Origin of the sequence: Parapedobacter deserti (assembly GCF_042646065.1) — a bacterium.
Taxonomy (GTDB): domain Bacteria; phylum Bacteroidota; class Bacteroidia; order Sphingobacteriales; family Sphingobacteriaceae; genus Parapedobacter; species Parapedobacter deserti.
In genome coordinates, this window is sequence record NZ_JBHRTA010000030.1 from 52,174 (window position 1) to 66,956 (window position 14,783).

Sequence of the window (14,783 nt, forward strand, 5' to 3'; positions counted from 1 at the left end):
GAAGCTAAATGACTAACGCTTAATACTTACATGACTAATACGATCCAACACCAACTCATTCATTATACGAAACAAGCGGTCGGTGAATTATACCAGGCAGACATACCAGAAAACCAAATTACCATTCAGGATACAAGGAAAGAATTTGAAGGTCAGTTGACCATTGTCGTATTCCCCATAACCCGGTACTCAAAGAAGCCTCCTGAAGAGACGGGAAATGAGCTTGGGGCCTATCTGCAAGAACGCATGGCTGAGCTGGCCTCCTTCAATACCATTAAAGGCTTTCTTAACCTGAGTCTGTCCGACTCTTATTGGGTTAACTTATTTACAACACAAGTAGCGCAGGAAAACTTTGGTGCATTTCCAGCAAACGGCCGAACGCTGATGGTCGAATATTCATCGCCGAATACCAACAAACCCTTGCACCTGGGGCATATCCGTAATAACCTTTTGGGGTATTCCGTTGCTGAGATTCTGAAAGCGTACGGTTATTCTGTGATTAAGGCAAACTTAGTAAACGACCGCGGTATACACATTTGTAAATCGATGCTGGCGTGGCAACGGTGGGGCAATGGGGAGACGCCCGAGAGCAGCGGCTTGAAAGGTGACCACCTGGTCGGCAAGTACTATGTGCTGTTTGACAAAGCGTACAAGCAGGAGGTCGATGAGTTGAAAGCGCGCGGCGTAGGTGAGGAGGAAGCTAAGAAGCAGGCGCCCATTATCCGCGAAGCCCAGCAGATGCTCCAACAATGGGAAGCCGGTGATGAACTGGTGATCGCGCTTTGGAAAACGATGAATAGTTGGGTATATGCCGGTTTTGAACAGACTTACGGTCGACTTGGCGTAGACTTTGATAAGTATTATTATGAATCGAATACGTACCTGTTAGGAAAAGATATCATTCAAGAGGGCTTGGACAAAGGAGTGTTCTTCCGGAAGCCTGACAACTCCGTGTGGATAGATCTTACGGAAGATGGCCTTGACGAGAAACTGGTGCTACGGGGTGATGGTACATCCGTCTACATCACACAGGATTTAGGTACCGCCCAGCTCAAATATGACGATTTCCAAATGGAAGAGTCTATATATGTTGTTGGTAATGAGCAAGACTATCATTTCAAGGTGCTTTTTCTAATCCTAAAAAAACTGGGCAAAACTTGGGCTGATGGATTGTTCCATTTGTCCTACGGCATGGTTGATCTGCCATCGGGCAAGATGAAGTCGCGCGAGGGTACGGTAGTAGATGCCGACGACCTGATGGACGAGATGTTGGCCACGGCCAGAAAACGTACCGAGGAATTGGGCAAAACCGAAGGGTTGTCTAACAGTGAAAAAGCGCACCTTTACCACATTATCGGGATGGGCGCGCTCAAATATTTCCTGCTAAAGGTGGAACCCAAGAAGCGGCTACTTTTTGACCCCAGCGAGTCCATCGATTTCCAAGGGCATACCGGACCGTTTATCCAGTATACCCACGCACGTATTAAATCGGTGCTCGCCAAGGGCAGCTATTCAAAAGAGGCCCATACCGCGGCGCCTGTGTCATTGACGGAAAGCGAACGGGATTTGATCAGACTCCTGAGCGACTATCCGGCGGCAATCGAAGCATCGGCTAAGGAATTCAGTCCAGCTCAACTGGCCAATTACTGCTATGACGTCGCTAAACAATACAATAAGTTTTACCACGAAGAGCCGATTTTAAAAGCAGCAGATACGATGGCACGAAACTTCCGGCTAAACTTATCAGCCGCTGCAGCCGATGTCATTGCCAACGCGATGAAGCTGCTGGGCATCGAAGTGCCGGAAAGAATGTAAACTTTTGCACGTAAGTCTGTTTTAACGTCTATGCTTAAAACATGTCTAAAAGAAGAATAAACGTTGGTCTAATTGGATTCGGCATGGCGGGGCAAGTTTTTCATGCACCGGTGATCACATCGGTCGAAGGACTGAAATTGCACAGGGTGAGCGCCCGGAGACAGGAGCAACGGGATGTCTTGCGCAGCCGGTACGCGGATGTGATTGCCGTGGACGATGTGAAAGCCATTGTCCATGCCGCAGACATCGATCTGGTCGTAATCGCGACATCCAATGTTGCGCATTATGCGTTGACGAGCGAAGCGTTGCTGGCTGGTAAGCACGTGGTGGTGGAAAAGCCCTTTACAATTACTGCGAAAGAGGCCAACGAGCTTATCGCGTTGGCCGAAGCTCAGAATTGTATACTCACCGTACATCATAATGCGCGCTGGAATAGCGACTACTTGACCGTGAAACGGATCATCGACAGCGGCAGGTTGGGCCGATTGGTGTCTTTTGAGGCCCGTTATGACCGTTTCCGGAATACCTTGCGGGAAAACGCATGGCGGGAAGCGGATTTGCCAGGATCGGGTATCTTGTATGATCTAGGCGCGCATCTGATCGATCAATCCATCCAGCTGTTCGGTTTCCCTAACGCGGTAAATGCTGACTTACGCATGCAGCGCCCGGGCGCCCGGGCCGTAGATGACTTCGAGTTGATCCTGAATTATCCGCAGCTTAAGGTGTCACTCAAAGGTGCTATGCTTGTAAAAGAGCCGTCGCCACGGTATGCTTTATATGGTTTAAACGGGACGTTTGTAAAATATGGCATCGACCCGCAGGAAGCGGCCCTCAAAGCGGGAGAGTCTCCGCGGGAGAACCCCGATTGGGGAAGGGAACCCAGGGAGATTTGGGGGAAACTGAACGTACTGTTGGACGGACAGGACCATATCGAACACGTAGAAAGTGAACGGGGTGATTACCCTGCCTTCTACCGGAACGTTTATGAAACCATTTGCGGAAGACAATCGTTGGCTGTAAAGCCGGAGGAAGCGCGAGATGTCATTTGCGTCATTGAAAGTGCCCAGCGAAGCTGGGATGAAAAGCGAACGGTTGCGTTGGACTTGCTTGCCTGCCGATAGGTAAGCGATTATACCGGAAAGTTTTGGACAATCAATACGATGCTATCATTATAGGGGGTGGAGCTTGTGGCCTGATGTGTGCTGTGCAAGCGGGAATGCGAGGTAGGCGCACGCTGACGCTTGAACGCAACGACCGTCCGGGAGCGAAAATCCTAATTTCGGGAGGAGGGAGGTGTAATTATACTAACCTTTATACCAGCACAGCAAACTTTGTTTCGGCCGATCCAACGTTCGCCAATCCCGCCTTCGAGCGGTGGGGCGTGTCCGATACCATTACGTTTTTTGAGCAGCATGGGATAGTGGGAAAGGAAAAAACACAGGGACAGCTTTTTCCCGTGAGTGACAACGCCAAAGACATTGTACGGATGTTCATTACATTGATGCGACGATATGGGCAACCGCTGAGCTTGAATAGCAAGGTGGTGTCGGTTGCCAAGTCATCGGATGGCGTGTTCGACGTAACCTATGAACATGAAGGCGTTTTAACAACAGCACGGGCAGGATCAGTAGTGATGGCAAGTGGAGGGCTGCCAGTCGCCAAGCTCGGGGCCAGTGACTTTGCATTGCGGATTGCTCGTCAGTTCGGTTTAGACGTGGTGCCGACCGCTCCAGCGCTTGTGCCGTTGACCATTACAGGCAAAGATGCGGATTGGTTTGCTGCGCTTTCTGGCAACAGTGTCTTTTGCCGGGTGTCCAATGCACGTATCTGCTTCGAAGAACATATTTTGTTTACTCACTGGGGGTTAAGCGGACCTGCTATTCTGCAGATTTCCTCGTACTGGCGGCCGGGAGAAACCATTACGATTGATCTGCTGCCAAATCAATCTATCGAGCAACTCATCAAAGCAGAAAGGGACGAGGGAGGAAAGAGGCTGGTTGGGCAGCTATTAGCTGATTTTTTTTCACGGAGATTAGTGGATTCGTTGGGTAAGCTTTTGCCAGTCAATGTTAAAATCGCTTCACTTGGAAAGGCCGACGCTAAGCGAATTGCCGAAACAATACATCGATTTAAAGTGAAGCCTGCCGGCGATAAGGGGTATAACAAGGCAGAGGTGATGCGGGGCGGCGTAGCTACAAACGGACTTGATCCGAAGACGCTGGAGGCGAGTTGTGTACGAGGGTTATATTTCGGCGGGGAGTGTGTGGATATGACCGGGTGGCTAGGCGGCTATAATTTTCAGTGGGCATGGGCCAGTGGTTACCTCATTGCACAAGCGATATAATTTCTCTTATTTTTTTGGTAAGCTAAAACGGTTTAATATATTTGGCCGCTCGTTATGCTGAAACGCTTGCGATTGACTGATTAAACCTTAACGAATGGAAAATTCAATATCACGGGCTGCGGCAGCAACGCCGTCGTCAAGTCAAAAATCGGCACCGCTCACCGAACGCAGGTACTGGCTCGTATTCGGTTTTGTCACCCTGTTGTTTTTGCTTTGGGGCGTCGCCATTACGATGGGAGACGTACTGAACAAGCACTTTCAGAATGTCCTTGGTGTCACTAGGGCCGAATCGGGGCTTGTGCAGTTCTCGATTTTCGGTGCGTATGCGGTTATGGGCATTCCAGCCGGCCTTTTCATGAAGCGTTTCGGATATAAAAAAGGCGTGCTTTTGGGACTGTCGCTTTATGCGATCGGTTCGTTTATGTTTGTTCCAGCAGCTGACGCGGAATCATTCACTTTTTTCCGGGTGGCTTTGTTTGTATTAGCTTGTGGTTTAGCTACGTTGGAAACCGTCGCGCATCCGTTTGTTGCGGCATTGGGTACACAGGCATCGAGCGACCGGCGTATCAATTTCGCGCAATCATTCAACGGACTGGGCACAATTATCGGCCCACTGTTGGGAAGCTACTTCATTTTGAGTGGTAATATCGGTGAGGTGGGCAGCCTCACGTCTATAAAAATGCTTTATGTTGGCATCGGCCTTACCATTTTCCTGGTGGCGGTAGCCTTCAGCTTGCTACGGGTACCTGTCTTACCTTTTGAAGGAAGTGATAGCCCAACCGGTGCACAATCTGGAGGGGCAGTATTGCCGAGGAAAAGTTTGTTCCAGCACCGACATTTTGTATGGGCCTTTGTCGCGCAATTCTTCAACGCTGCCGCGCAGGGCGGTACGTGGGCATTCTTTATCAACTACGGACACGAAAAGATGGGGTTGTCGGACGAGGTGGCAGGATATTATTTTGCGGTAAGTATGGTATTGATGACCGTTGGACGATTTGCTGGGACATTTTTGATGAAGTATGTGGCACCAAACAAACTGTTGGCTATCTTTGCTCTGTGCAACATTGTGATGTGTATCATTATCGGCCAGAGTTGGGGCTGGCCATCTTTCGTCGCGTTGCTGATGCTTAATTTCTTTTTCAGTATCATGTTTCCGACCATCTTCAGTCTCGGGCTGAAAGATCTCGGGCCGCATACACAGCAAGCATCTTCCTTTATTGTAATGGGGGTGGTTGGTGCAGCCATTTTCCCATTCATCATGGGAAGGGTGGCTGATTTCGATGTTGGAGTAGCCTATTATTTGCCTATAATCTGCTACTTCGTGATTTTTCTTTTTGGAGCAAGATTTTATAAAACAAGCGAGTAGCGACCGGCGGTCTCTCTAAAAAAACAGCTTACGGGTTTGGGGGTGATCCTACACTTTCAGTTTCCTGACTTATTGTTTATCTTTGTGCGGAAGCAAACCTGTTCTATCGCTCCGCTGCTAGGCAGGGGGAGGAAAGTCCGGACAACGCAGAGCGCCCCGCTTCCTAACGGGAAGGGTTCCGGTGAGTATCGGGATACGGAAAGTGCCACAGAAAATAAACCGCCCCGATAGGTGTCGGGGTAAGGGTGAAAACGTGGGGTAAGAGCCCACGGCTTTGTATGGCGACATACATCGCGGTAAACCCCGGGGGTTGCAAGGCCAAATAGGTTGTGGGCATCCGGAAGTTGCTCGCTTCCATTCTGCCGGTTGGCAGAAACCGCAACGGGTAGGCCGCTGGAGTCTGCCAGTGATGGCAGGCCAAGATAAATGATAGAAGCCCCGGCACGCTGGGGAAACAGAATCCGGCTTACAGGGTTTGCTTTTTTAAGTAAATATGACCAAGATATTAATCATAGATGACGAACGTGCCATACGGAGCACGTTGAGGGAAATCCTGGAGTACGAAGACTACAAAGTGATCGATACGGACAACGGTATCGACGGCTTGGCCATCATCAGGAAAGAGGATGTCGATCTTGTGCTGTGTGATATTAAAATGAGCAAGATGGATGGCATGGAAGTGCTCACAGAGGCCTTGGCTGTCAAGCCGGACCTGCCATTCATCATGATATCCGGTCACGGAACCATAGAAACAGCTGTTGAGGCAAGCAAGCGGGGCGCTTATGACTTTATCTCCAAACCACCCGACCTCAACCGATTGCTGATAACCGTACGCAATGCACTTGAGCGCGGTACGTTGGTGAGCGAAACGAAGGTGTTGAAACGCAAGGTGAGCAAGACACGCGATATCCTTGGCAATTCCGAAGCAATCCAACGCATCAAAGAAACGATTGAACGCGTGGCGCCCACAGACGCTAGGGTGCTTGTAACTGGAGCTAATGGCAGTGGCAAGGAGTTAGTGGCGAGATGGTTGCATGAGAAATCGCCACGTGCAAATGCTCCGCTTGTCGAAGTAAACTGTGCTGCAATTCCTTCGGAATTAATTGAAAGCGAGCTTTTTGGGCATGAAAAAGGCTCCTTTACTTCTGCCGTCAAGCAACGTATCGGAAAATTCGAACAGGCACATAATGGGACGTTGTTTTTGGACGAGATCGGCGACATGAGCCTTTCCGCACAAGCCAAGGTCCTTAGGGCTTTGCAGGAAAACAAGATCACTAGAGTCGGAGGCGAAAAGGAAATCACCGTAAACGTTCGGGTGATTGCCGCTACCAACAAAGATTTGCTGAAAGAAATTGATGCAGGCAACTTCCGTATGGACTTGTACCACCGCTTGAGTGTTATTATCATTCATGTGCCTAGACTGGTCGATCGTAAGGATGATATCCCGGTGTTGGCTGAGCATTTCTGTGAGGAAGTTTGTGCCGAGTACAACATGCCGGTCAAGCGAATCACGGATGAGGCGATGGATGTGTTGAAAGAACTGCCCTGGACGGGTAATATCCGTGAGCTCCGCAATATGGTAGAGCGCTTGATCATTTTGAGCGATAAAGCAATCACAGGAAGGGATGTGAGGGCGTTCGCCAATCCCGGATCGTTTGTAGCTGCGAAAGAAGAAGAACCCAAAACGGTGACCGTAACCGTGGAAGCGCCACCACCCGTCGGTGTGCAATCAATTGGACATAACACCAATTATGACGATTTTTCTTCTTTCCAGGATTTCAAGGATCATACTGAAAAAGAGTATATAAAATATAAGTTGGAAAAAAATGGCTGGAATGTATCAAAAACGGCGGATGAAATTGATATTCAACGAAGCCATCTATACAGTAAAATAGAAAAATACGGATTGAGGCGTGAAGCGTGACTGTCCGTTGCCCATGGCAAGCCTGCTGTGGGCAACGGCATCACTCATTGAATTTCCGGTACTGCCGTCGAATGAGTACCACAACTACAACGATCAGCACAGCTAAACCTAACGCGATATAACCGTACGTCTGCCAGGGATTTTCGGAAGTAGCGGTGTTGCTTTGCTGGGCGGCAACAAGGGTGCTAAAAACTGTAAATAATATCAGGGCAGGGACGCGAAGCATGGTACTGGATTTTGACTTTTTTGCTCAATATATAGTTTAATTATGCATAAGCAACGTTTATGTTTTTATTGTTTCACTTTTCGGTAATCGGGGAGTCGTTTACGCGATTTCGGCAATAAACACGCCTTTCCGATTAATAACATCTCTGTTAGCCAAAATGTTTCCGATGTTGATACGGCCGATTACATATTTGTAGTCGTGGGCATAGTACCGCTCGCTTATTGCGGCAAATCCGAGTTTTTCGATCAAAGTTTCCTCATCATACCGTAGATAGACCGTTATCTCCCAATCCGTGCTGTAGGTGAGCGCACCGGCCTCGATGTGCTTTTTGTATTCATATTTGTAGCCGTAGCGCAAGGCGGCGATATCCGACAACACAGCTGACCCGGTAGGATGGCCTCCGGCACCCTTTCCGTAAAAGAATTGCTCATCGGCAAATGCAGCTTTAACCAGCACGCCGTTGTTCTCGTTCTCAACAGCATAGAGGATGTTATCAGGCGCAACGAGTTTCGGCAGGACATACAAGATTACCGCTTCGTCACTGATCTCGCGAGCGGTGGGTACCAATTTGATTTTAAAGTTCTTTTCCCTGGCAAACTGGATGTCGGGCGTTTCAAGCGCGTCAATGCCGATGTTAAGAATCGCATCGGGGGACACATATAGGCCGTACGCATGGGACGCGACGATGGCCAGCTTGAATTTGGCGTCAAATCCGCCTACATCGAGCGAGGGATCAGTTTCTGCAAAACCCAGGTCCTGTGCCTGTTTTAACGCCGTGGCATATGCCAAGTTTTCATTGAATATTTTTGACAGGATATAATTGGAAGATCCATTAAAAATACCGGTGACGGAATGTAACAACTCATTGTCGTAATATTCTTCAAGATTTCTGATTATTGGGATGCTCCCGCATACGGCACCCTCGTAAAGTAGGCTGGTGCCGTGACGATGCTGAATGTCGACGAGTTCCTCTAAATGATTAGCGATCATCTTTTTATTGGCAGAAACCACATTTTTTCCCGATCGGAGTGCTTTGGACACGATTGCGAAAGCAGCGTCGGCGTCGTCAATCAATTCTACAACGGTGTTTATTTCGGAATCCTCTAGGACTGCGTTTGCGTCCGTGGTAAACAGTTCGGCAGGTAAGCTTCGCTTTTTTTCCGGATGTTTGATGACGAATCGCTTGATGGCGAGGTTCAGATTCTTGGTTTTAATGATATCGTGCAGTCCCTGTCCTACTACGCCGAACCCAAAAATTCCAAGTGTAAGTTTGTTGTTCATGTTTGCTGTATGGTGTAATATAAATAAGCTGATTATTATCCTGCCTGTTGATAGGTAGGCTTACGTTCTGATTTACCGTGATTATTAAAAAAACTGCTAAAAAAACTGCTGATTTCCGCTGCAATGCGTTTGGTTTCAATAAGGAAACCGTCGTGCCCGTAAAGTGAGCTGATTTCTTTGTAGCACGCATTAGGAATGTGATGAGCCAGGTACTTTTGCTCTGCCGAGGGAAATAACAAATCGGTGTTGACGCCGATTGCCAACGTTTTGGCTTTTACCAGACTGAGGGCTTCCGGTATGCCGGGACGGCCACGCCCTACGTTATGGCTGTCCATGGCTTTGCTGAGATACCAATAACTGTAAGCGTTGAATCGCTTCATCAGCTTTTCACCTTGGTAATTCTGGTATGACGATGCCTTGAAATCATCCAGTTTTTCGTTCGAGGTCTCCAATTGAGTAACGCCATAGGTATCATAACCGCGATAAGAAAGTAATGCGATACTGCGTGCGACCTTAAGTCCTTTGTCGCCTCCATTCGGCTTGTTGGCGTAAAACGTCCGGTCGGTAGCGATCGCCATTCGCTGACTTTCGTTGAACGCGATGCCCCAGGGTGAATGGGAAGCGTTCGTCGCAATCAATACCAGGCGATCGAAGCGCTCCGGGTCGGTAACAGCCCATTCCAGCATCTGTTGTCCGCCGAGCGATCCACCAATAGCGACCGACACCTTATCAACACCTAAGTGGTCTGCCAACAGCCGATGGGCAGCCACCACGTCCCGTACGGTAAACTGCGGGAAAGACAGATAATATGGTTGTCCGGTCACCGGATTGATACTGGTTGGATTTGTGCTTCCATAGGGAGATCCGATCATGTTTGCGCACACGATGAAATGTTCCCGTGGGTTAAAGAGATCATGCTCCCCAAACAATCCCGGCCACCATTCAAAAACATCGGAACTAGCGGTAAGTGCGTGGGAAACCCATATTACATTATCTTTCTTTGTATTCAGCTTGCCATAGGTATGATAGCAAATTTCGAGATGTTTGATGCGTCTTCCACTTTCAAGCTTGAATGTTTTTTGATAGTGAAATGTATGTATACCCATGTCGTTTGTTGTTTGGTGGCCGGGATCGGTGTTACTTGACCTTATCAAAAGCCTGTTGCAGATCGGCTTTAATATCGTCGATGTGCTCGATGCCGGCCGAAATCCGCAATAATCCCGGGAACACACCGGCATTTTGCTTGTCCGCCTCACTTAACTGTTGATGGGTAGTGGCGGCCGGATGTATGATGAGCGTTTTTGCGTCGCCGACGTTAGCCAAATGGCTTACCAATTGCAGCGCGTCAATGAATGCGTTTGCTTTTTCAGCACCTCCTTTAATTACGAATGACAGCACGCTGCCGAAGCCGTTTTTGAGGTATTTTTGCGCGTTTCCATGATACGGATGGGTTTTTAGGCCCGGATAGCTGACTTTTTCGACCTGTGGATGGCTTTCGAGCCAACGCGCTAGCTCCAAGGCATTATCCACATGGCGTTGCACGCGCAGGGAGAGGGTTTCCAAGCCTTGTAGCAAAAGGAAAGCGTTGAATGGAGACAGAGCGGGGCCAAAGTCCCGTAGCCCTTCTACACGCGCCCGGATTGCAAATTGGATGTTGCCAAATGGGCCGTTTGCCCCGAACACCTCGCTGAATATCAAACCGTGGTAGCCCTCCGATGGTTCACTGAACTGTCTGAATTTGCCGTTACCCCAGTTGTAATTGCCTCCATCCACGATTACACCGCCAATGCTGGTGCCATGACCGCCAATCCACTTGGTGGCCGACTCGACAACCACGTGGGCACCATGTTCCAGTGGCTTGAAGAGGTATCCGGCTGCGCCAAACGTATTGTCCACAATTAGCGGAAGGTCGTATTTTTGTGCGATACCTGCAATCCGCTCGAAATCCGGTATGCTGTAGCTGGGGTTTCCGATTGTTTCGACGTATATGGCTTTGGTTTTGTCATCGATGAGGACCTCAATATTCTCTGGGGAGTCGTCTTTTGCCAATCGCGCTTCAATGCCCAGTCGCTTGAATGATACCTTAAACTGGTTAAAAGTGCCGCCATAAAGGTTGGCGCCACTGACAAAATTGTCCCCGCTTTCAAGTATGTTGGTAAGCGCGATAAACTGCGCCGCCTGTCCCGAAGCCACCGCCAACGCTGCAACGCCGCCTTCCAGTGCTGCGATGCGCTTTTCGAAGACATCCGTGGTGGGGTTCATGATCCGCGTGTATATATTGCCGAATTCTTTCAACGCGAACAGATTAGCACCGTGTTCGGCATTGTTGAATACATACGAAGTCGTTTGATAAATGGGTACGGCCCGTGAGCCAGTTGTTGGATCAACTTCCTGCCCAGCATGTACTTGCAGGGTTTCAAATTTTAGATGATTAGCCATGATTAATTGATTTTTTATTAATGTTCTTGTTAAATGTTCTATGTTAGCGTGATGCCGCAATAAGGCGGCCGAAGCCAATGGCATCTAGTCATACATCAATCGTATGATGTGAGATTTAGTTGCAACAGTGCATGCACATCATCCTGTCACGCATTCGCATACGCTGGGTGGTAGTTATGCATAGCATGTAAGAATGCTTCGACCTTCCGAAGTAGGAACGATGATTGCTGCTTGATGAATAAGTAGTGTTCATTGTCTTATCAATTTATATGCTCCCGACCGGCGTTGGTCGGGACAGGAATTGGCACCTTTTCCACCGATTGCGGATGGTTGCCAGTGGGTCATTGAGCCAGTCTCTCGCCACTTCTTTATAAACCAAGACCTTTTTGACGAGGTATTGATTTGTGTGTGTTATGCACACAACGGGTGCAAATATAGTTGCTGCAATTTGCTTGTGCAAAGTTTTTTTGATTTTTTTGTTCCATGAAGATTACGTTCAATACCGCGGCATTACTTTTTCCTGCCATCAGTTTGATAATGTTGGCTTATACCAACCGTTTTTTGGCGCTGGCTGCGCTCGTCAGGAGCTTGCACGCCAAATACCTTGAACATAATAAGAGCGGTGTTTTACATGGGCAAATCAGAAATCTCCGTTACCGACTCAAATTGATCCGTCATATGCAGGCCATGGGGGTGCTGAGTTTTGTAACCTGTATTTTATGCATGTATTGCATCTATGTGGAGCATGATTTTCTTACGGAGCTGACGTTCGCACTCAGTTTACTTTTTTTTGCGGTTTCGCTGATAATTTCCTTGCTCGAGATACAAGTGAGTAACAAGGCACTGGAGTTGGAGCTAAGCGATATGGAGCAGAGCGATGAATCTTCGTTGGTAGGCTATATCAAGAAGAAGCTCGATAAGCGTAAATAAATATAAAAAGTGGCCCCGGTATCCGGGGCCACGAAATTTAAGTTTAGCGGAAGGTAAGTTTATCTTACGAACAGGAGCTCACGCAATTTGGGTAGCGGCCATTTGCGATCGTCGACGATCTGTTCTAATTTGTTGAGGTGATACCGGATTTTGTCAAAATATGGTTTAACTTTTTCATCGTATGCGATAGCTTTATCGCGGACATCTTCAAGTACATTGGCTTTTTTGCGCTCTTGCCGCATCGCCTCTGCGTCGAGGAGAATGGTGTTTATATGCTTGGAAATGCGTTCGATAAGGTTGGATTGCGATCCGTAAGCATCTGTTTCGAAGCCCAGTTCCTTAAGTCCCCTAACATTGGCAATCAAATCGTTTTGGTAACTAAAGGCGGCAGGTCCTATTAAACTGCTAACAATTTCCCCGATAACACGAGCTTCAATCTGGATTTTCTTATAGTAATTTTCCAACAAGATCTCATGGCGGGCTTCGCTTTCACGTTTGCTCAGAATACTGAGCTTTTCAAATAACGTTATGGTTTTTTCGTCTATATAAACATCCAAAGCTTTAGGTGTGGTTTTGATGTTGGAAAGGCCGCGCTTGTGTGCTTCCTCTTCCCACTCCTTGCTATATCCGTTGCCTTCGAATCGGATGGCTTTAGATTCTTTGATGTATTTTCGTACCACATTGAGCAAAGCCAGGTCTTTTTTCGTGCCCTTTTTGATCTGCTTGTCGACTTCCAACTTGAATTCCGTTAATTGGTTGGCCACAATCGCGCTGAGCACCGTCATCGGGCTGGCGCTGTTCGCGGAGGAACCGACGGCCCTGAATTCGAATTTATTTCCGGTAAATGCGAATGGCGATGTCCTGTTCCGATCGGTGTTGTCCAGGTGTAGCTCCGGAATTTTAGGAATGCCATGCCACAGAAGAGCCTCATTCTTCACTTTCTTGGCTATTCTTGCCGTTTCCACTTCGTCCAGCACCGCGTTCAGTTGGCTTCCAAGAAAGATGGAGATGATCGCAGGCGGCGCTTCGTTGGCTCCCAGTCGGTGGTCATTTGCCGCACTGGCAATTGAGGCGCGCAACAGATCAGCATGGTCGTGTACCGCTTTTATAACATTTACGAAGAATGACAGAAACATTAGGTTATTCTTCGGAGTTTTTCCAGGAGAAAGTAAGTTTACCCCGGTGTTTGTGATCATTGACCAGTTGTTATGTTTGCCCGAACCGTTGATCTCTGCATAAGGCTTTTCGTGAATCAACACTTTGAATTTATGCCGAAGCGCCACTTGCTCCATCACATTGAGCAACAGCTGATTATGGTCAATAGCCAAGTTGATTTCCTCAAACATAGGTGCGCACTCAAATTGTGAGGGGGCTACCTCGTTATGGCGAGTTTTCAATGGGATGCCCAGCTTCAGGGCTTCCTGTTCTAAGTCAACCATAAACGCTAATACCCGCTCCGGGATCGCACCAAAATAATGATCTTCTAGTTGCTGGCCTTTAGCCGACATGTGTCCGAATAGGGTGCGGCCGGTAAGCTGCAAGTCGGGTCGTGCGTTGAACAGTGCCAAGTCGACCAAAAAATATTCCTGTTCGATACCAAGTGAAGCGAATACTTTCGTGACGGATTTGTCGAAGAAATTTGCCACTTCAACTGCAGCCTTATCTAAGGCATTAACAGCCTTTAGTAAAGGCGCTTTGTAATCTAGCGCCTCACCTGTGTACGAGACAAAAATAGTAGGGATGCAAAGCGTTTTACTGCCCCCGGTTTCATAAATAAACGCGGGGGAGGACGGGTCCCATCCAGTATAACCACGTGCTTCGAAGGTATTCCGGATACCGCCACTGGGGAAGCTCGAAGCGTCAGGCTCCTGCTGCACCAGTGCGCTTGCCGTAAACTTATCGATAGCTGAACCGTCAGGAAGGGGTTCGAAAAACGCATCATGTTTTTCTGCCGTGGCGCCTGTGAGCGGTTGAAACCAATGGGTGTAATGGGTTACTCCGTTGCTGATCGCCCAACTTTTCATGGCCTGTGAAATGTGTTCTGCAAGATCGAGGCTGATCGCTTTGCCCTCATCTATGGTCTCAATCAATTCAGCATAAGCGTTTTTAGGAAGATATTCCTTCATCTTAGCTGTTGTAAACACATTTTTGCAATAGTAGGATGAAGGTTTGATCGTCTCGTGGGTTTTGTTGTTGTTTAATCGCGATATGGCAGTTTCAACTGCCTTAAATCTTAAACCTGACATTTATTTTCTAATTATTTGTTGATGCGTTGTTGATGTTGTTTTATTTGCGGTTCAATATTCGAAAAAAAAAATGACATTTCCTCGGTTTTTTATTGAAAATGTAAATTTTTACAGCGCAGATAGTAATAAATATTTGTTTTTTTGTTTAGTTGCTGCGGTTTTTGTGTCAATATACGGCGTCTTAACTGAGGAATAGCCGCTGTCGAGCCCAA

The 14,783-nt window shown here is 47.9% G+C and carries 10 protein-coding genes, 1 other RNA gene and 1 riboswitch; of the genes, 7 read left to right on the top strand and 4 right to left on the bottom strand.

Annotated elements, in window-relative coordinates:
• Positions 1-30: 30 nt before the first annotated feature.
• The 6 genes from argS to ACFOET_RS09155 all read left to right on the top strand — a co-directional run bounded on the left by argS (position 31) and on the right by ACFOET_RS09155 (position 7,449).
• On the top strand, positions 31-1,815 hold the full coding sequence (argS, locus tag ACFOET_RS09130) for an arginine--tRNA ligase (RefSeq protein WP_379021802.1): 1,785 nt from the start codon (positions 31-33) through the stop codon (positions 1,813-1,815).
• Between the two features lie 41 nt (positions 1,816-1,856).
• Positions 1,857-2,936, top strand: coding sequence for an oxidoreductase (locus tag ACFOET_RS09135; protein WP_379021804.1), 1,080 nt, complete (start codon positions 1,857-1,859; stop codon positions 2,934-2,936).
• 23 nt (positions 2,937-2,959) lie between these two features.
• Complete coding sequence (locus ACFOET_RS09140) at positions 2,960-4,159, top strand: BaiN/RdsA family NAD(P)/FAD-dependent oxidoreductase (protein ID WP_379021806.1); 1,200 nt, start codon at positions 2,960-2,962, stop codon at positions 4,157-4,159.
• A 94-nt stretch (positions 4,160-4,253) separates the two neighbouring features.
• Positions 4,254-5,525 (top strand): sugar MFS transporter, encoded by a 1,272-nt coding sequence (locus tag ACFOET_RS09145; RefSeq protein WP_379021808.1) that lies wholly within the window; start codon positions 4,254-4,256, stop codon positions 5,523-5,525.
• Between the two features lie 90 nt (positions 5,526-5,615).
• An RNA gene (rnpB, locus tag ACFOET_RS09150) (RNase P RNA component class A) lies at positions 5,616-6,010 on the top strand.
• 8 nt (positions 6,011-6,018) lie between these two features.
• Positions 6,019-7,449: a sigma-54-dependent transcriptional regulator gene (locus tag ACFOET_RS09155; RefSeq protein WP_379021810.1), complete on the top strand. Its 1,431-nt coding sequence runs from the start codon at positions 6,019-6,021 to the stop codon at positions 7,447-7,449.
• A gap of 325 nt (positions 7,450-7,774) precedes the next feature.
• Here ACFOET_RS09155 and ACFOET_RS09160 read toward each other — a convergent pair whose 3' ends face one another.
• From ACFOET_RS09160 to ACFOET_RS09170, 3 genes are read right to left on the bottom strand one after another with little or no spacing between them, the layout of a single operon-like run.
• Positions 7,775-8,956, bottom strand: coding sequence for a homoserine dehydrogenase (locus tag ACFOET_RS09160; protein ID WP_379021812.1), 1,182 nt, complete (start codon positions 8,954-8,956; stop codon positions 7,775-7,777).
• A gap of 35 nt (positions 8,957-8,991) precedes the next feature.
• A complete protein-coding gene (locus ACFOET_RS09165; protein WP_379021814.1) occupies positions 8,992-10,062 on the bottom strand; it encodes a homoserine O-acetyltransferase family protein in 1,071 nt (356 codons plus the stop codon).
• Between the two features lie 31 nt (positions 10,063-10,093).
• Positions 10,094-11,395, bottom strand: coding sequence for an O-acetylhomoserine aminocarboxypropyltransferase/cysteine synthase family protein (locus ACFOET_RS09170; protein ID WP_379021816.1), 1,302 nt, complete (start codon positions 11,393-11,395; stop codon positions 10,094-10,096).
• 262 nt (positions 11,396-11,657) lie between these two features.
• A riboswitch (SAM riboswitch) is annotated at positions 11,658-11,772 on the bottom strand.
• A gap of 106 nt (positions 11,773-11,878) precedes the next feature.
• Between ACFOET_RS09170 and ACFOET_RS09175 the strand changes: the two genes are divergently transcribed.
• Complete coding sequence (locus tag ACFOET_RS09175) at positions 11,879-12,325, top strand: DUF2721 domain-containing protein (protein ID WP_379021818.1); 447 nt, start codon at positions 11,879-11,881, stop codon at positions 12,323-12,325.
• Positions 12,326-12,384: 59 nt separating this feature from the next.
• On the opposite strand, the gene ACFOET_RS09180 is transcribed toward ACFOET_RS09175, so the two are convergent.
• Positions 12,385-14,571, bottom strand: a complete 2,187-nt coding sequence (locus tag ACFOET_RS09180; RefSeq protein WP_379021820.1) for a glutamine synthetase III family protein — start codon at positions 14,569-14,571, stop codon at positions 12,385-12,387.
• Positions 14,572-14,783 lie beyond the last annotated feature (212 nt).

Bases quoted from the DNA above. Each gene is read 5' to 3' on its own strand.
- argS (WP_379021802.1), top strand. From the start codon at position 31: ATGACTAATACGATCCAACACCAACTCATTCATTATACGAAACAAGCG.
- ACFOET_RS09145 (WP_379021808.1), top strand. From the start codon at position 4,254: ATGGAAAATTCAATATCACGGGCTGCGGCAGCAACGCCGTCGTCAAGT.
- ACFOET_RS09180 (WP_379021820.1), bottom strand. From the start codon at position 14,571: ATGTCAGGTTTAAGATTTAAGGCAGTTGAAACTGCCATATCGCGATTA.
- ACFOET_RS09175 (WP_379021818.1), top strand. From the start codon at position 11,879: ATGAAGATTACGTTCAATACCGCGGCATTACTTTTTCCTGCCATCAGT.
- ACFOET_RS09160 (WP_379021812.1), bottom strand. From the start codon at position 8,956: ATGAACAACAAACTTACACTTGGAATTTTTGGGTTCGGCGTAGTAGGA.
- ACFOET_RS09170 (WP_379021816.1), bottom strand. From the start codon at position 11,395: ATGGCTAATCATCTAAAATTTGAAACCCTGCAAGTACATGCTGGGCAG.
- ACFOET_RS09165 (WP_379021814.1), bottom strand. From the start codon at position 10,062: ATGGGTATACATACATTTCACTATCAAAAAACATTCAAGCTTGAAAGT.
- ACFOET_RS09155 (WP_379021810.1), top strand. From the start codon at position 6,019: ATGACCAAGATATTAATCATAGATGACGAACGTGCCATACGGAGCACG.
- ACFOET_RS09135 (WP_379021804.1), top strand. From the start codon at position 1,857: ATGTCTAAAAGAAGAATAAACGTTGGTCTAATTGGATTCGGCATGGCG.